The sequence below is a fragment of the Chitinophaga sp. H8 genome, assembly GCF_040567655.1.
GTDB lineage: Bacteria > Bacteroidota > Bacteroidia > Chitinophagales > Chitinophagaceae > Chitinophaga > Chitinophaga defluvii.
The window spans coordinates 351,585-367,691 of record NZ_JBEXAC010000002.1; the positions used below are offsets into that span (position 1 = coordinate 351,585).

The window sequence follows — 16,107 nt, forward strand, 5'->3', positions numbered from 1 at the left end:
TTATGTCACTTAAAAGTTTAAATCCACGCTTAGGCGTACTGTTGCTTTTCATCTTTGCCGCAGGGCTTATACGGGTATTGGCAGGCGGGCAGGTCACTCCATTTTCTAATATTTCTCCTATTGGCGCCATGGCGCTTTTTGGTGGTGCTTATTTTTCCAGTAAAGGTAAATCCTATGGTTTTCCGCTGCTGACCCTGTTTTTAAGTGATGTGATCATGATGCAGCTGTTTTACAGGGAGTATACCCAGGGCTTGCTTTACAGCGGCTGGATATGGACCTATATATCGTTTGCGGCGATGGTGCTGGTGGGTCAGCTGATCATTAAAAAAGTAAGTGCAGGCAGCGTGATACTTGCAGCTGTAGCGGCAGCGTTAACACACTGGCTGATAGCTGACTTTGGCGTATGGTTAGGTGGTGGTACCGATATCACTACCGGGCAGCCCTACACGAGAGATATAGCAGGGCTTATCAAATGTTATACACTGGCCATCCCATATATGAAGAATATGCTGATAGGCAACCTCATCTATGGAGCTATTTTCTTTGGTGGTTTTGAAATAGCCCAGCGCAGATTTCCGGCGCTGGCGGTTAAAATATGATACACCTCATTACCGGTGGTGCACGATCCGGGAAAAGCAGCTATGCACAGCACCTTGCCTTATCGTTATCCTCACAACCGGTATATGTTGCTACCGCCAAAATATGGGATGATGGTTTTGCACACCGGGTACACCGGCATCAACTGGACAGGGGCCCGGAGTGGATTACTTATGAAGAGCAGCTTCACGTTAGCCACCTGCCTATAGACAACTGTACCGTAGTCATCGACTGCGTTACCTTATGGCTCACTAATTTTTTTGTCCTGCACCAATATGATATTCATGCAGCACTGGAAGCACTGAAACAGGAAATCATTGCCCTTTTCAAAAAAACAGGCACCTTTATCATTGTAACCAATGAAATTGGTATGGGAGTACATGCGGAAACCGAAGTGGGCCGGAAATTTACCGACCTCCAGGGGTGGGCCAATCAGTATATAGCCGGATTGGCCCACCAGGTAGTACTTATGGTTTCAGGTATTCCAGTAGTGATAAAACATCGTGAAAAATGAATACTACATTGATGCCGCCGGTGGCACCGCTATCCCGGAAACTGGCCGGGGCCCTGCAGGAAAAAATAGATCAGAAAACCAAGCCGCCCGGATCCTTGGGCCGGCTGGAACAAATCGCCTTACAAGCGGGGTTGATACAACAAACCCTGCAGCCTGAAGTGCGTCACCCTGCGATCATCGTATTTGCCGGCGACCATGGCATTGCTGCGGAAGGATTGGTAAATCCTTATCCCCAGGCAGTGACAGCTCAGATGGTTTACAATTTTTTAAATGGAGGCGCTGCTATCAATGTATTTTGTAAGCAACAGCAGCTGGCACTTAAGATCGTAGATGCCGGTGTGAATCATATTTTTGGCCCTCATCCCTTATTGACCGATCACAAAATAGCGATGGGCACGCACAATTACCTGCATGGCCCCGCTATGTCGTTAGACCAGTGCAAACTGGCTATGAAAGCAGGGGCAACAGCGGTACTTGCATTACACCAGGAGGGCTGTAATCTCATTGGTTTTGGTGAAATGGGTATTGGCAATACTTCTTCTGCCACCTTATTGATGAGTTGTTTTACCGGCCGCCCCCTGGAAGATTGTATAGGGTCTGGTACCGGCTGTAATACCCAGCAGCTGATACAAAAAACGGGCATCCTGCAGCAGGCATTAGCCCACCATCCTCCCATGCAGGATCCGCTACAGATCTTAGCTACCTATGGCGGTTTCGAAATAGCGATGATATGCGGTGCAATACAGCAAGCAGCAGCCTTGCGGATGCTGGTAGTAATAGATGGTTTTATTGTGACTACTGCATTGCTGGCAGCAGCACATATGCAGCCCGCAGTAACAGACTATTGTGTATTTGCGCATTGTTCCAGCGAAAAAGGGCATCAGGCTTTATTACAACATATGGAAGTGCAACCACTACTTATGCTGGATATGCGGCTGGGTGAAGGTACCGGCGCAGCCATGGCCATGCCGGTGATACAGAATGCCATTGCCTTTATGCAACATATGGCCAGCTTTAGTTCGGCCCATATTTCCAATCGCCAGCATTAAAACCTGTTCCTTTTTACATGAAAAAAGAATGGCAAATATTTCTGACGGCAGTCATGTACTATACCCGGATACCTGTGGGTAGCAATATTGATCACGCTGCAGAAAAACTGAACCAGGCCACCCGTTACCTTCCCTTCATCGGCTGGATCACCGGGGCTGCCATGGCCCTGCTGCTATGGGCATTCTCCTTCATAGCACCACTCACCATTTGCATTTTACTAAGTCTTGTCTTGGGTATCTGGATGACCGGTGCTTTTCACGAAGATGGTTTTGCTGATATGTGCGATGGTTTTGGTGGCGGGTGGACGAAAGAAAAAATACTGGACATTATGAAAGACAGCCGTGTAGGCACTTACGGTATGTTGGGATTAATGTTGCTTATGCTTACAAAGTTCTTTTCGCTGGAAGTGCTCCCGCTTGAAAAAATAATGCTTGCCATAGCGGTAGCCCATCCCCTGAGCAGATTTACTGCCGCCACTATCATTTATACGCATACTTATGTAAGAGAAAATGAAGATAGTAAAGCTAAACCATTGGCCAAAGGCATTACGGCCTCCTCATTGGGGATAGCCGCTATCTGGGGATTGGCACCTTTTATCGTAGTCACCCTCTATCTGCAGCACTACCTCTTACTGATCATATTCCCTGCATTACTGCTGGCACGCTGGTATATGGTGCGCCTGATGCAGCGATGGATTGGCGGCTATACCGGCGACTGTCTGGGGGCTATGCAACAGGTAGCTGAAACAATCATATATTTGTGCTTTTGCATTGTGGAATGGAAATATATCTGATCAGACATACAACACCCGACATTGAATACGGCACCTGCTATGGTTTTACCGATCTGGACCTCGCCGCCAGCTTTCCGGAAGAAGCAGCCCGCGCCAAACAATTCTTACCTGTAGCGCCCCTGGAAGTATACTCCAGTCCGCTGATCCGCTGTAGCAAACTGGCTACTTTTTTATTTGGTGAACCCTTTAAAACGGATGCCCGGCTGAAAGAATTGAACTTTGGTGAATGGGAAATGCAACGCTGGGATGATCTGGGAGAAAATGCATTACAGGTATGGATGAATGATTATGTACATGCCCGGATACCTGGAGGTGAAAGCTATGAGGATTTATACCAGCGTAGTATAGCCGCTTTCCTTGAAATTGTGGCAACCGGAAAAAATGCGGCTATAGTAGCACATGGAGGTGTAATAAGAGCGATCCTGTCCTATGTTACCAATACGCCGCTCGAAAAATCATTTGATATAAGGGTAGAATACGGGCGTGTAAGTAAATTGCTGGTTACTGCTGATAAAATAGAAGTTGCTTTTTTTAACCAGTAACAACACCACTACAGGCAGCCTTACGGAATAGCCAGCTCTCCCGGGGAGGCCGGCTGCAGCTTACGTTTGAAATAAACAGAGGAAATAAACATCATTATAATTCCTACCCCACTTACTACCAGTACTACATCCATAAAAAACTGGCTCCAGGAAAGGCTGATACCGCTAAAGTTTTTAAATAGCAGTACGCCTACACTTCCGAGGTAGCCAAAAGAATCTGCTACATAAATAATGAAGCCCACGTTGCTTACATATTTAAAAGCAGCAATGAGGCGTTCAAAGAAGATGCAGTTAAATGGAATGTATCCCATGTAAAGGCCCAGGCCCGTTAAGGTCATCCACCAAACGGGGCTGATCAGATGTTCTCTGAAAAGCAATGTGCTCACACCTGCCACTATAAAACCTACTATTACAATAAGGTGATTTAACAACAGCGCTTTTACATTATTTTTCACAAATACCAGCAGGCTCATCATTACCAGGATAGCAATGGAAATAGGTACCTCTGTTTGTGTAAAGATGGCGGGTTGTTTGCCAAATCCTAAATCTGTCCAGATATCCGCCGCGAAGTTATCCCGCATATCCCGTAGTACAGTTAACAATACATAACTGGCAATCAGCAGTACCAGGCCGGGCATACATAGTTGCAGAAACTTTTTGCGGTCCAGTCTGCTCATGGGAGCACGTTTGGTACGTAAACGTTCATCTTCAGCAGAGGGTGCCGGGATCTGTTCCAATAGCAGAATAAAAATCAGGATGGGCACAATAAAGATTAATCCTGTGGTAAAAGGCATCCAGAATTCACTCACTCCCCAGTGGACCGTAACAGTCTTGCCTACTGATTTTACAAATCCGGAAGAAAAGATAAAGCTAATAGATAATACTGCCCCCATAAACTCGGTACTACGCCGTCCTTCCAGGTAGCTAAATACCAATCCCCATATCATTCCCAGGGGGAATCCGTTAATAAAAAGAAAAACAATGTTGTAGGGTGCTGGTGTAACAGCAAACAGCAGTAAGGCTATCCAGGATATCAGAATAAGCAGGATAATGCTGCGGGCCCGTTTGTTGCCCTGCATTTCTGCGATAAAGCGGATACCATAGAATTTGCTACAGGCATATCCGATAGTTTGGGTGATAACCAGCCATATTTTATAATCGATGCCCAGGAAGGACATGCCATCAAAAGTGCCGGATGTAAAGGGTTTCCGGAAGGCATACATACACGAATAGGTCCCAAACGACACTAATGCCGCATACAAGGAAAAAGACAAATAATGTGCGCGTTGAAGCCGCTTTTGCAACCAGGAAATATTCAACATACGATGTCCCCCCCATTAAGATAATAAAAATGTATAGAAGATGAGAACAAATATCCGGCACTTATATGAAGGCATTGTTAACAAATACTGAACTTAATGTTAAGTATTACTAAATATTCGTTTATGCGGTGGCTTGGGGCTATTGCTGGAGGGGCATCAACACGATCTCACCAGGAAGGGAGAAGCTGAAAGATTTTACCGGTCACTTTCCAGGAAGAAATAAACCACGAGGATCTCTGCATCATTTTCGCCTATATTGACGGGTTTATGCCCTAAACGGCCATCAAAGAAAAGGGAGTCCCCTTCTTCCAGGATATATTTTTCATTGTCAATCTGGTACTCCACAGTGCCTTTAATGATATATTTATACTCATAGGCATCTGTTTTTACGGTTTGTGCACGGTGTGCTCCCTTTTTCAGTTGTAGCAGTACGATATCTACCGGATAGTTTTTTACACTCCTCGTAAGTACCCGTTTGTATTGAAATCCTTTGGCCGTTTCTTTTTCAAATTCCTGGTAGGAGGCCTTTTGTTTAATGATGACTTTAGCATGCTGGGATTGCTGGTCTATTTCATTAAAAAACTCATTCATATCCAGATTAAGGGATTTAATGATATTAATGAGTACCAGCAAAGAAGGTACTGTGCGGTTATTTTCTATTTGGGAAATAAGGCCTTTGCTGACATCCGCTTTATCCGCTAACTCTTGTATAGTAATTCCTTTGGCCTTTCTTTTTTCTTTAATCTTATTGCTGATCTGAATAATGATGTCTTCTGTCATACTGCAATATATTATAATGTAATGGGTTAACCTTTACAAAGAAAACGAATTGCCTTTCAACTAACAATCAAATTCCATGGTTGGCCGAAATATTTAACATGCTGTTATATTTGTAAAAATTCCTCACTATGTTCAGCATCGACCAAATCATCACCATTTCCTTTACGCTATTTGCTGTAATAGATATTCTCGGTTCTATCCCTGTATTGATATCTCTGAAAGAAAAACTGGGGGATATTGATGCTGGCAAAGCTACACTGGCCGCGGGGTTTCTGATGGTATTATTTTTACTGGTGGGAGAACCTTTTTTAAAGCTCATGAGTGTGGATGTACACTCTTTTGCAGTAGCCGGTTCCATTGTCATCTTTGTAATAGGCATGGAAATGATCCTGGGCATTGAATTTTTCAAGAGTGAGAAAGACCTGAAAACCGGGAGTATCGTCCCAATTGCCTTTCCGCTGATTGCAGGTTCGGGGACCCTTACTACTATTATGTCGCTAAAGGCCAACTTTGAAGAATCCAACATATTTGCGGGTATTTTGGTAAATCTGGTGGTGGTATTCATCGTACTGCGTTCCCTGCGGTATATAGAGCGCCTGCTGGGTAAGTCGGGGCTGATGGTGGTACGTAAGTTCTTTGGCGTGATTCTGCTGGCTATTGCAGTGAAAATATTCAAAAGTAACGTGAACCTGTAGGTAGCCCAATAGCCTTGAAAACTTATTTTTGGAGAAAATGTCAACTTTTTTTCAATTTCTTGTCAGAAAATGTAACTTCGCATTCCTTTCGCGGGATTTACCCCCTTCGTAAGGCCTCGTAGTACAATGGATAGTATAAGAGTTTCCGAAGCTCCAGATCCAGGTTCGATTCCTGGCGAGGCCACAAAAAAGCCCAATCCGACAAATCAGGATTGGGCTTTTTCATTTACTGTACAGCTAATTACCTGATCACTTCATAAAAAGTAAGCAGATTCCGGTGATGGTCTAAAGTCGGGAATTCCCTATCTCCCCAGGGCTGATCCACCACAACTGTATCCGCATTGTACAATACACCTGTTGTTTTATACTCTTTATACAGCTCATCGATCCCCTGCACTTCTATTCTACAACTGGCCGTACCCGCCAAAAAGCTCTCCGCACCACTGCAAATTGGTTCAGCCACCAACGCCATCCCTTTATTTTTCCAGCTTTCGTCTGCCGATTTCCATAAATGTATTTCCACTTCATCACGCACTACAATGCAAAAACCTTCTTCATGATGCCGGACTACAAAGCCCAGCTTTGTAGTATAGAATTCCATTGACTGTCTGATATCCTGAACGGGCAATGCCGGAATTGTTTTTTTCATCTTCATACATGTATGATTTATACCAGGATTGATTAACAAGGCTACCTGCAACAAGGTTTATCCATTTGTATTGGCGGACATTTTACTGTACCATAACTGCAAAATATGCAACAATCTCCCTGTTTTGCCTTTAGTACTACCTCACAATTGGTACATTTATAAAAGTACTGGCAGGCATTCAAGGGCATTGTTTCCTCTTTCTGAAACCCACAATGAGGGCAAGTAACTATTGATTGAAAAATGAGCGCTTTTTCCATATACCAGTTTAAATATACCTGCAATGCTTCAATTGACCATAAAACAAACCTAACACATTGATTAACACTGTTTTTAATTATTTAATATCCACTACTTAATAGATTACCCTTTTCCGTACCCATTTTATGCCTTTCATGCTCTCTTTATATGCTATCTATGCTTTAACTATGCTTTAAGAACGCTTTTACAGTGCTTTATCTTCTCCTGAAAAAACGCTTATCTTTAGTATTATCTTCTCCCCCAATACTGGCACGTAATTAGAAGAACATTATAAAAACCTGTATATGAACAAATTCTTCAGAGCATTAATAGCTGGTTATGGCGCTAAAAAACTAGGGGGTGGCTGCCTCGGTACGGTAGTTGTATTTATCATTATTTACGTAGCACTGGGCCAGTGTAACTAGTCAGGTTACAAAAATACTTGTTTATCGTTCTTCCAGTGTCTGGAAGCGCTATTTTACTTTTACAAAGGAGTATTTTCCTTTTATGTATCTGTTCAAATATCTTCCTTTAGAAGTAGCTCTTTTCATCGCCTCATATACCTCTCCCGGCACTTCACGGTATAGATATACCGCCCCGGAAAGAAATATGACCCGTAAGGCTGCTGTAGCAGCATCATAGGATATATTGGCAATAACTGTGGATGGCATGTCTACAATACATTGATCCGATATTATTGCCCAAAAAATAATGCCAATTAAGCAAGTCCCAAACGGTCTTCTTGCTGTCCCATCTTTCTTAACCATTTCAGGTGAGAAATCATCCCTCCAATATAGGTTGTCTGATTGGGTTGAATATGATGCGCAATCAATACATCATACAGGATAATATTTAGTGCAGGGTAATGTATACTATGTATATGAGGAAAAAGGTGATGTGCAATATGGTTGTTAAATCCTCCGAAAATAAAATTAGCGGTTTTGCTGAATGGATAAAAATCATTTGAGCTCTTCACCTGATTCATCAGCCAGGAAGTGGTAATAAATCCATTTTCATCCGTAACAGGATACGCAGTGGCTTCCACATGGTGTGTCATAAAAAACGTAAACAGCAGAAACAGGGACATCAGCAGGTGCATCAGAACAAAACCTGTGAGCACAACACCCCACGATTGTTTTGCAAACAGCAGGGGCAGTAATAACATATAAGTAAGGTAGCTCAACTTCTGTACCCAGAACGAAAGATGATACCTGCTCCCTTTTATGCTGGTGTATTCATCTCCGGAAAACAGGATCACAAAATCTTTGATAAAGACCCAAAAAAAAGAATACGTAGTATAGGCTAATGGGGCATACAAATGTTGAAACCGGTGATACCAATGATAGTCACTTCCGGGAATCACCCTAATCAACTTTGATATCTTCAAATCTGAATCATAGTCCTTTACATTAGGTGCATAATGATGGGAATTAACATGCCGTTGCTTCCATGCTTCTGCATGTGCACCTACGATTGTATAAATAAAAATAAATCCCAGGTTATTCCATTGTTTATGTTTAAAAACCGTGTTGTGCGAAAAGTCATGTGCAAAGTTAAAGGCCAGTAATAAGGCACAAAAACCACTGCATATAAAACAACTTACAAACAGCGGTGCACTATCGATGCTATACAATGCAAGATAACTGAGTAAGGTTAGTGAAAAGTAAACAGCAAACTTCCATCCAAGAAACCGTGCAGCTGCCTGTTGGTCAATAACCAATTTTGCATTTACCTCCTGGTGGATCAGCTTCAGCAACTCGCTGTCTGCTGCGATATGAATATGTTTATTTTTCAAAGGAAGCCGGATTAAACTGCGTATTATTACCCATTCCTTTCAGAAACCGGAAATGCGATGCCAGTGTTTTATGATAAGGCATCTCCATATAGATCAAACCGTGCTTCTCTGCCAGCGACCGGAATATAGGTAATATTTTGAGGTAGTGTACATGGCAGATATTAGGCAACAGATGATGTAAAGTATGTGCATTAAATCCTCCCAAAGTCCAGTTAAAGAAAACACTGTCTGCATTATAATCTACAGAAGTACACATTTGTAACTTAGCCCAGCTCATGTCCAGTTTGCCATCTTCATCAGGTTCCGGATGAGAAACATAATCTGACAGGTGAGAAACGCCCAATACACCAGTAAACAGTATAGAAATCAGGAAATGATTCAGTACAAAAGCCAGCAATACATTCCCCCACCCAAAGGGTAACAGATAAACGGGAAGGAGGATCATATATCCGATGTATAGTAATTTGAATAGGATCAGCTTCACCACTTCTCCTGGTGGAATCTTTATTTTAATGGTTCTGCTGGAATAATTAAACAGCAACAATGTTTCCCGGAAGAAAAACCAATTAATAGAATACAACAGGTACAATACCGGTGTGTAAATATGCTGGAACCGGTGATACCATTTTAAGGGCTGATGTACCGTCATCCTTACCAAAGGATTATTCAGCACATCAATATCGCTCCCTTCTACATTGGTATACAGGTGATGGGATTCTGTATGATTTTTACCCCATACATAGGCGTTATTCCCCTGCAGGTTAAAACTGATCTGAAAAAGTAATTTATTCCAGAATTTACTTTTCACGGCTACTCCATGGGCAGCGTCATGAGAAATGTTAAATGCGGTAAGTAAAACAGCCAGTCCCATTAAAAGGTAAAAAACGTAAAAGGCCCCCACAGATTCACTGGTAATCATCAATATATAGAACAGTATGTCAAAAAAGAAATACATTGCTATCTTGAAATACATGGTGCTATTCCCGGTTTTCCGAAGATTGTTTTCTTTAAAATACAGTTCTAACTGTTCATTCAATTCCTTATAGAATTGAGCGCCTTCATCTTTTGAAAATTTCAGTTTTTTCATACTAAGGCAAAGTGAATTTATCTGGCATAGGGAAAGCAGCAAGGTAGCTGCCATCCGGGTATAATACCTGTAATTTAAAACAAAAAAGCCACAAAAAACTTGTGGCTTTTATTGTGTTGCGTATTAATCTTCTCTGCTTCCATCGTCTGCCATACGCACCATTTTTGGGGTAAATTTCGCAATAATATCAACCAGTTCCTTTTGGGAATCCATGACTATATTAATATCCTTGTAGGCCATAGGTGCTTCATCTAATCCTGCACCTATCAACGTTACCTGATGCTCCTTTAAAACAGCCTGCATTTCTGCTTTAGAGATTTGCTGTATGGCTTTGGTACGGCTCATCTGCCGTCCTGCCCCATGGGATGCAGAATTAATGGCTGATGTTGCTCCTTTTCCACTTACCAAAAATCCTGGCGCGGTCATGCTTCCGGGAATGATTCCCATTACTCCTTTTCCTGCCGGAGTAGCCCCTTTTCTGTGCACTATCACTTCTTCTCCATTCCAAAATTCTTTCCATGCAAAGTTGTGATGGTTTTCTACCCTCGCCAGTACCTGCGCACCAATTGCTTTAGTCAGCTTCTGATGAATAATCTCATGACAAGCCGACGCATACTCGCCAGCCAGGTTCATAGCCAGCCAATATTCCTGTCCGGCAGCAGTATCCATATCCAGGTAGGCCAAATTGACTGCTTCTTTAGGCAGCTTGCAAAGTTGTTTTGCCAATCGGGTATAATGTCCGGCAACAGTAGCACCAAACCCACGGGAACCGGAGTGTGTCAGTAATGCCAGGTATTTTCCCGACGCTATATTCAATTCTTCATTACTGGTTTCAAACTCAATAATTCCCCATTCCACAAAGTGATTTCCTCCCCCGGAGCTTCCCAGCTGAGAAGCTGCTTTATCTTGTAATTGTTTTACAAAAGGGGTCATGTTAAATGCCGGGTTATCCAATACAGCATGATCTGCTTTATACCTACCATGAAAACCATGACCCGCACCAAATTTGGTATGTGCAATCAATTCTCTTTTATACATATCCTGATTTTCAAAGAAGTGTACTTCCGAAATATCAAAAACAGATAACGCCATTCTACATCCAATATCTACACCTACCCCGTATGGGATTACCGCATTCTTAACCGCCAACACCCCACCGATAGGCAATCCATATCCCTGATGTGCATCCGGCATTAATGCACCGGCTACCGCCACCGGCAGTTTCATAGCAACAGACATTTGTTGTTTTGCTCCTTCCTCAATATGGCCTGCACCATACATCGTATAGTCACTGACATTATTTAATAGTGCAATTGTATCATCTGCCGGCCTATTTGCAGCTTCTATTATTTTAGTAGCCAGCTTCTCCAATACTTCATCATCCAAAAAATCTTCCGGACGCGTTAGCACCTTTTTCATTAATACCAATGCTACCTCTTTGGATAAAGTATTAAAATGTTCCTCCAAAACCGATAAGGCCAATCCCAATATCTCTCCTGCATTATAACCCGCCGCCAGCAGGTCATATCCGTTTATTTTATCTTTCTGTTCCATTTCAAATCTTCTTTAATCAATTAATCATTTTATAACAGCTGCTGTATCCAAGGCCTGGCCCTTTTACTTTTTTGACATTCACCAGGCTACTGCTGCGCTACAAAGATGCACACTCAAATGCGCAGTCCACCTACGCAGTTGTAACCATGTTTAACCATGTTTTATAACTAATTGATTACAATACTATTATTATCAAAATTAATTTCACAATCCTTTTAAAACCAACCATCTGCGCAGCTGTATTGCGCAATAAAAAAGTACTTTTATACCTTTATTAAAAATAAGTGCACATGTCCGTTAATAAACTTGCCCTTATCCGCTATAAAACAATTGATACCTGTCTAAAAAACAGGTACAGAAAATGGACGCTGGAAGATCTGATCGAAAAGGTATCCGATGTATTGTATGAAAGTGAAGGTATAGCTTCTGGTGTAAGCAGACGTACGATACAGGCAGACATACAATTAATGCGCAGTGACAAACTGGGTTACAATGCTCCTATTGTAGTCTTAAATAAAAAGTATTACGCCTATGATGACCCTGCATACAGTATTACCAATGCTCCTATCAACGACGCGGATGTAGACAAGATGAAAGAGATTGTGGGGCTACTCAAGCAATTCAACGGCTTTACCTACTTTGATGACATGAGTGATATTATTGCCCGCCTGGAAAACAATCTTTATCAGTCCACTCATCAAAGCAAAAACTGCATTCAGTTTGAGAATAACAAACAGCTAAAAGGGCTATCCTTCATAAGTCCTTTATACCAGGCTATCCTGCATAAAAGACCATTGCTGATTGAATACAAATCCTTCAAAGCACTACAATCACAGCAGCAGATTTATTATCCATATTTACTGAAGGAATATCGTAATCGATGGTTCCTGATTGCAAAATCCAAAAAGGCAGCAACTTTACTTACCCTTGCCCTGGACAGGATCATTGATTTCCAGGAGTTGACCAAAGAAAAGTTTGTTGAGTATGATGGTATTGATTTTGAAAAATATTATGACGACCTTCTGGGTGTAACCAAATCTGCCAATGACCGCGCCCAAAAAGTATTACTGGAAGTAGATAAACTACATGCCCCCTATATACTCACTAAACCTTTGCATCATTCGCAAAGTGTGGTAGCAGAAAAAGAGCAAAGCATCATTATCCGTATTGATGTAGTCCTGAATTTTGAACTGGAAAAGGAGGTCCTTAGTTTTGGTGAGTGTGTAAAAGTACTGGGACCACGGTTACTTGCCTCCAGGATAAAACGCCGTCTTAAAAAAGCAGCAGAACGTTATTCTGATAAATTATCCTGACCAACAGATATTTAGCCCCGCATTCCGCCTTTTCTTTTGGTTTACACTACAAAGCTTGGTATCTTTGTGGCTTGGCTCACTTGGGACTGTAACCAGCAATATAAAACTGCTGGCTACAGTCCCTTTTCCATGCTATTCAATATCCGTGAAGCGTCAAATAATAATCGTGGAAAGTGCCATATTACTTTGCTAATATCTGATTATTCAATGGTTTACAAATAGTAATGAAATGAATGTTGAGGTTGATAAAAAGGAAATCAAAGAAGTACACAAAACGGCTATTATACAGCAAACAGCTTTCTGGTCTGAAGTAAAGATGAAACAGGGAATTCAGTCCAGTGCATTTGATTTCAAAGTAAAAAATGAGGATCTCTTTACAGGATCAACAGGTGGACAATATGTAGCAGCAGATCTTTTGATATTGCTGCAGCAAATAGATGATGAACATACCATTGCCTATGTTCCCTACGGCCCGGAAATAGAACCCGCCAGGGAAAACCAGGGATTGTTTCTGGAAGAATTGTCTGAGTCTTTACGCAGTTATCTGCCCAACAAATGTATTATGATACGGTATGACCTGGCCTGGGAATCCCATTGGGCGCAGGATAGTGATCATTATGACTTTAAAGGCAACTGGAATGGCCCACCGGAAAAGAAATACCAGGAATTCCGCTTCAACTTTAACACACAAAACTGGAACCTTAAAAAGGCCAATTCAGATATACTGCCTTCGAATACGATATTCCTGAATCTGAAGGATGATAAGGGAAACTTACTGGAGAAGATGAAACCTAAAACCAGGTACAATATTAATTTGTCCATCAGAAAGGGAGTAGTGGTAAGAAAAACCGGGTTGGAAGACCTGGATATCTGGTATGAGTTATACAAACAAACTGCCAACAGGAACCGTATTCACCTGAATGACATCCACTATTTCCGTACGGTGCTTACCGCCAGGGCAAATGACTCCTGCTCTCCGGCAGAAGTAGAGTTGTTATTAGCAGAAGTGGATGGCACTCCGCTTGCCGCCATGTTTTTAGTAATATCCGGCAACAGGGGCACTTATCTATATGGGGCCTCTTCTTCTACTAACCGGAATTATATGGCTACCTATGCTTTGCAATGGGAGGCAATCACGACTGCTCAAATGAAAGGATGTACGGAATACGATTTTTTTGGTGTGGCCCCCAGGCCGGATCAAAACCACCCGTTGTATGGTTTATACAAATTCAAAACGGGTTTTGGTGGTGAATTATATCACCGTATGGGTTGCTGGGATTATCCTCTGCATCAGGAAAAATACAGTTACTACATTGCCGCAGAAATGCAAAACAAAGGGTATCATATTTGATACCCTTACTCATTCCTCATATTATGTTTCCTACCGGGGGCATACCAGGCTCCCGGTGTATTTATTTATGCTGATAACTTACCGGGGTGGTGCCCGTCCATCTTTTAAAGGCTCTGGTAAAGGCACTTATCTCATTATACCCCAGTATATGTGAAACCTCTTTCACATTATAGCTGCCTGAAGAAAGGTAATTCAATGCCAGGGATTTCCGTACCTCTTCTGTCACCTCCTGGTATTTTACGCCTTCCTCTTTTAGCTTCCTTTGCAGGCTGCGTACACTTACATTGAAATTAGCAGAAACGGTTTCCAGGGAAACAATGCCCAGGTAGGAATTGGCCAGTAAATAATTGTAGATCTTAGCCTGATAAGTCTGGTTATTATTTAACTGCGGAGGAACAACCCCTACTTTTTGCAAAAGCACATGCTGCAATTCATAGTTGGCTGTCAATATAGGCATATCCCAATACTTTTTTTCAAACACCAGTGCATACTCTCCGGTTCTTTTTACCGGCCGGCAACGCAATACCCTTTCATATTCTGTTATGTCCGGAATGCTATAGGAAAATCGCACGGCATGAGGCTTAACTTTAGTCAGCAGTAATCCATCCAGCTCATGTACCGTAAATACCATAAACAAGTCCATCGTATGCCGGAATGGCAATGAAGGCGCCTTCGCTTCATCCTTAAAAGGAATAAAGCGAATCGTGAAGTGGTGTTTTGATTGTTCCACTTCTATCCGGAACAGGGCTGTAAGCAGGTGAGCAAGGGCAGCGGCATGCGTAACCGCCTCTCCGACGGTGCTGCTACTTTTAACAATCTCTCCGACGATTCCCAAAGCAGCCAATTGTAATGATTCTCCAAAATGTAATCCAAATAAAGGGTCTTTACTAAGATGGCCGGCATTATACCAAAGATCATGCAACTGCTTTTGAGTTAAGACCACATCCTCCCGCTTTAAAAAGGTCTTCAGATCAATCCCTGAAAGCTTACATAATTGCTGGGGAGCAACATCTTTTTGTGCAGCATATGCCAGCATTCCCAGCACCAAACTTTTCTGTTGATTAGCCATACTATAAAGTTACTATCAAATCTTTTCAAAAAACAGGCTGTCGTAAAATGGTAATTGTTTGTCGTGTTAAGATAACTCCACTGGCACTGCCCTCCGGTAATTTTACAGTAAAATAAAACACCATGAAAGCGATACTATTTTCCGTGGCATTACTGGTTACACTTATCTCAACAAGTGATGCACAGCAGGTAAAAGAAACAGCCGTAATAAATCATCCAATCAATATTCACCACTTAAAAACAGAAAAAATGGAAAATCAGGCAATCAATGTAGTGACTACTTTTTTAACCGCAGTTCAACAAGGTAATACTGAAAAGCTGGGCACTTTACTGCACCCGGAAGTACAATGGGAACAACCAGGAAATAACCGCTTTTCAGGCACCAAGAAGAACATTACGGAAGTATTCCAAATGGTAGGAGGCATGTTTGAAGTGGCCGCCAATACCCTCGCTTTGACCAACATTCAGGTAGTGGCGGTTAATGGCAACAGCGTAGCCTGTCTTATTCACTGGAATGCAGCGCAGCCTACCGGAAAAATATTAAACGTAGATAACATTGATGTATACACCGTAGAAAATGGTAAAATAACAAACGCTAAGGTCTATTCAGCAGACCTTAATCAGGAAGATGATTTCTGGGGGAAATAAATATCATTACTATTTGTTAAGGGGGAACCAAGCGGCTCCCCCTTATTCAATTGATGGCTGATTATCTGTCCTGCTAATTCTTCCTACTCTGGTCGGGCCAAAGTGAAAACCT

The 16,107-nt window shown here is 42.1% G+C and carries 18 protein-coding genes and 1 tRNA gene; 10 read left to right on the forward strand and 9 right to left on the reverse strand.

The annotated features are described in order from the left end of the window. Positions 1-2: 2 nt before the first annotated feature. Genes ABR189_RS15210 through cobC form a run of 5 tightly spaced genes read left to right on the forward strand, consistent with a single transcriptional unit; the run spans position 3 to position 3,496 of the window. The gene (locus tag ABR189_RS15210; RefSeq protein WP_354661371.1) at positions 3-599 is read left to right on the forward strand and encodes a DUF6580 family putative transport protein; all 597 of its coding nucleotides are present in this window, start codon (positions 3-5) and stop codon (positions 597-599) included. Continuing rightward, complete coding sequence (locus tag ABR189_RS15215) at positions 596-1,111, forward strand: bifunctional adenosylcobinamide kinase/adenosylcobinamide-phosphate guanylyltransferase (protein WP_354661372.1); 516 nt, start codon at positions 596-598, stop codon at positions 1,109-1,111. Before ABR189_RS15210 ends, ABR189_RS15215 begins: the two co-directional genes overlap by 4 nt. Then, positions 1,108-2,160, forward strand: coding sequence for a nicotinate-nucleotide--dimethylbenzimidazole phosphoribosyltransferase (cobT, locus tag ABR189_RS15220; RefSeq protein WP_354661373.1), 1,053 nt, complete (start codon positions 1,108-1,110; stop codon positions 2,158-2,160). The genes ABR189_RS15215 and cobT overlap by 4 nt, the downstream gene beginning before the upstream one ends. Before the next feature lie 17 nt (positions 2,161-2,177). Beyond that, entirely contained in the window at positions 2,178-2,954 is a 777-nt protein-coding gene (locus tag ABR189_RS15225) for an adenosylcobinamide-GDP ribazoletransferase (protein WP_354661374.1), read from the forward strand. Further along, positions 2,939-3,496 (forward strand): alpha-ribazole phosphatase, encoded by a 558-nt coding sequence (gene cobC, locus ABR189_RS15230; protein ID WP_354661375.1) that lies wholly within the window; start codon positions 2,939-2,941, stop codon positions 3,494-3,496. Before ABR189_RS15225 ends, cobC begins: the two co-directional genes overlap by 16 nt. A 20-nt stretch (positions 3,497-3,516) precedes the next feature. Here the strand turns inward: cobC and ABR189_RS15235 are convergent, their stop codons facing one another. Both ABR189_RS15235 and ABR189_RS15240 read right to left on the reverse strand, forming a co-directional pair. Next, the gene (locus tag ABR189_RS15235; protein ID WP_354661376.1) at positions 3,517-4,818 is read right to left on the reverse strand and encodes a DUF5690 family protein; all 1,302 of its coding nucleotides are present in this window, start codon (positions 4,816-4,818) and stop codon (positions 3,517-3,519) included. A 195-nt stretch (positions 4,819-5,013) separates the two neighbouring features. Next, complete coding sequence (locus tag ABR189_RS15240; RefSeq protein ID WP_354661377.1) at positions 5,014-5,598, reverse strand: helix-turn-helix domain-containing protein; 585 nt, start codon at positions 5,596-5,598, stop codon at positions 5,014-5,016. Between the two features lie 128 nt (positions 5,599-5,726). Here ABR189_RS15240 and ABR189_RS15245 point away from each other — a divergent pair, with 128 nt between their 5' ends. Both ABR189_RS15245 and ABR189_RS15250 read left to right on the forward strand, forming a co-directional pair. After that, positions 5,727-6,293, forward strand: a complete 567-nt coding sequence (locus ABR189_RS15245; RefSeq protein ID WP_354661378.1) for a MarC family protein — start codon at positions 5,727-5,729, stop codon at positions 6,291-6,293. Positions 6,294-6,405: 112 nt separating this feature from the next. After that, positions 6,406-6,477 (forward strand) — tRNA-Arg (locus ABR189_RS15250). A gap of 57 nt (positions 6,478-6,534) precedes the next feature. Here ABR189_RS15250 and ABR189_RS15255 read toward each other — a convergent pair. From ABR189_RS15255 to ABR189_RS15280, 6 genes are all read right to left on the reverse strand, one after another. Next, entirely contained in the window at positions 6,535-6,948 is a 414-nt protein-coding gene (locus ABR189_RS15255; protein ID WP_354661379.1) for a bleomycin resistance protein, read from the reverse strand. A gap of 35 nt (positions 6,949-6,983) precedes the next feature. Then, positions 6,984-7,199 (reverse strand): GDCCVxC domain-containing (seleno)protein, encoded by a 216-nt coding sequence (locus tag ABR189_RS15260; protein WP_354661380.1) that lies wholly within the window; start codon positions 7,197-7,199, stop codon positions 6,984-6,986. Positions 7,200-7,652: 453 nt separating this feature from the next. Continuing rightward, a complete protein-coding gene (locus ABR189_RS15265; RefSeq protein ID WP_354661381.1) occupies positions 7,653-7,850 on the reverse strand; it encodes a KTSC domain-containing protein in 198 nt (65 codons plus the stop codon). A gap of 47 nt (positions 7,851-7,897) precedes the next feature. Beyond that, the gene (locus ABR189_RS15270; RefSeq protein ID WP_354661382.1) at positions 7,898-8,974 is read right to left on the reverse strand and encodes a fatty acid desaturase family protein; all 1,077 of its coding nucleotides are present in this window, start codon (positions 8,972-8,974) and stop codon (positions 7,898-7,900) included. Then, positions 8,964-10,061, reverse strand: a complete 1,098-nt coding sequence (locus tag ABR189_RS15275; protein ID WP_354661383.1) for a fatty acid desaturase family protein — start codon at positions 10,059-10,061, stop codon at positions 8,964-8,966. Before ABR189_RS15275 ends, ABR189_RS15270 begins: the two co-directional genes overlap by 11 nt. Positions 10,062-10,184: 123 nt before the next feature. Then, a complete protein-coding gene (locus ABR189_RS15280) occupies positions 10,185-11,615 on the reverse strand; it encodes an RtcB family protein (RefSeq protein WP_354661384.1) in 1,431 nt (476 codons plus the stop codon). Positions 11,616-11,905: 290 nt separating this feature from the next. On the opposite strand from ABR189_RS15280, the gene ABR189_RS15285 reads away from it, so the two are divergent. After that, positions 11,906-12,928, forward strand: a complete 1,023-nt coding sequence (locus ABR189_RS15285; protein WP_354661385.1) for a helix-turn-helix transcriptional regulator — start codon at positions 11,906-11,908, stop codon at positions 12,926-12,928. A gap of 229 nt (positions 12,929-13,157) precedes the next feature. Next, positions 13,158-14,279 (forward strand): lipid II:glycine glycyltransferase FemX, encoded by a 1,122-nt coding sequence (locus ABR189_RS15290; RefSeq protein ID WP_354661386.1) that lies wholly within the window; start codon positions 13,158-13,160, stop codon positions 14,277-14,279. A 61-nt stretch (positions 14,280-14,340) separates the two neighbouring features. Here the strand turns inward: ABR189_RS15290 and ABR189_RS15295 are convergent, their stop codons facing one another. Then, positions 14,341-15,348: an AraC family transcriptional regulator gene (locus tag ABR189_RS15295; RefSeq protein ID WP_354661387.1), complete on the reverse strand. Its 1,008-nt coding sequence runs from the start codon at positions 15,346-15,348 to the stop codon at positions 14,341-14,343. 122 nt (positions 15,349-15,470) lie between these two features. On the opposite strand from ABR189_RS15295, the gene ABR189_RS15300 reads away from it, so the two are divergent. Beyond that, entirely contained in the window at positions 15,471-15,995 is a 525-nt protein-coding gene (locus tag ABR189_RS15300) for a nuclear transport factor 2 family protein (protein WP_354661388.1), read from the forward strand. Positions 15,996-16,107: the final 112 nt, after the last annotated feature.

Coding starts and splice junctions, on each gene's coding strand:
- ABR189_RS15280 (WP_354661384.1), bottom strand. CDS start 11,615: ATGGAACAGAAAGATAAAATAAACGGATATGACCTGCTGGCGGCGGGT.
- cobC (WP_354661375.1), top strand. CDS start 2,939: ATGGAAATATATCTGATCAGACATACAACACCCGACATTGAATACGGC.
- ABR189_RS15210 (WP_354661371.1), top strand. CDS start 3: ATGTCACTTAAAAGTTTAAATCCACGCTTAGGCGTACTGTTGCTTTTC.
- ABR189_RS15265 (WP_354661381.1), bottom strand. CDS start 7,850: ATGCCATCCACAGTTATTGCCAATATATCCTATGATGCTGCTACAGCA.
- ABR189_RS15240 (WP_354661377.1), bottom strand. CDS start 5,598: ATGACAGAAGACATCATTATTCAGATCAGCAATAAGATTAAAGAAAAA.
- ABR189_RS15295 (WP_354661387.1), bottom strand. CDS start 15,348: ATGGCTAATCAACAGAAAAGTTTGGTGCTGGGAATGCTGGCATATGCT.
- ABR189_RS15275 (WP_354661383.1), bottom strand. CDS start 10,061: ATGAAAAAACTGAAATTTTCAAAAGATGAAGGCGCTCAATTCTATAAG.
- ABR189_RS15285 (WP_354661385.1), top strand. CDS start 11,906: ATGTCCGTTAATAAACTTGCCCTTATCCGCTATAAAACAATTGATACC.
- ABR189_RS15260 (WP_354661380.1), bottom strand. CDS start 7,199: ATGGAAAAAGCGCTCATTTTTCAATCAATAGTTACTTGCCCTCATTGT.
- ABR189_RS15235 (WP_354661376.1), bottom strand. CDS start 4,818: ATGTTGAATATTTCCTGGTTGCAAAAGCGGCTTCAACGCGCACATTAT.
- ABR189_RS15255 (WP_354661379.1), bottom strand. CDS start 6,948: ATGAAGATGAAAAAAACAATTCCGGCATTGCCCGTTCAGGATATCAGA.
- cobT (WP_354661373.1), top strand. CDS start 1,108: ATGAATACTACATTGATGCCGCCGGTGGCACCGCTATCCCGGAAACTG.
- ABR189_RS15245 (WP_354661378.1), top strand. CDS start 5,727: ATGTTCAGCATCGACCAAATCATCACCATTTCCTTTACGCTATTTGCT.
- ABR189_RS15290 (WP_354661386.1), top strand. CDS start 13,158: ATGAATGTTGAGGTTGATAAAAAGGAAATCAAAGAAGTACACAAAACG.
- ABR189_RS15225 (WP_354661374.1), top strand. CDS start 2,178: ATGAAAAAAGAATGGCAAATATTTCTGACGGCAGTCATGTACTATACC.
- ABR189_RS15215 (WP_354661372.1), top strand. CDS start 596: ATGATACACCTCATTACCGGTGGTGCACGATCCGGGAAAAGCAGCTAT.
- ABR189_RS15300 (WP_354661388.1), top strand. CDS start 15,471: ATGAAAGCGATACTATTTTCCGTGGCATTACTGGTTACACTTATCTCA.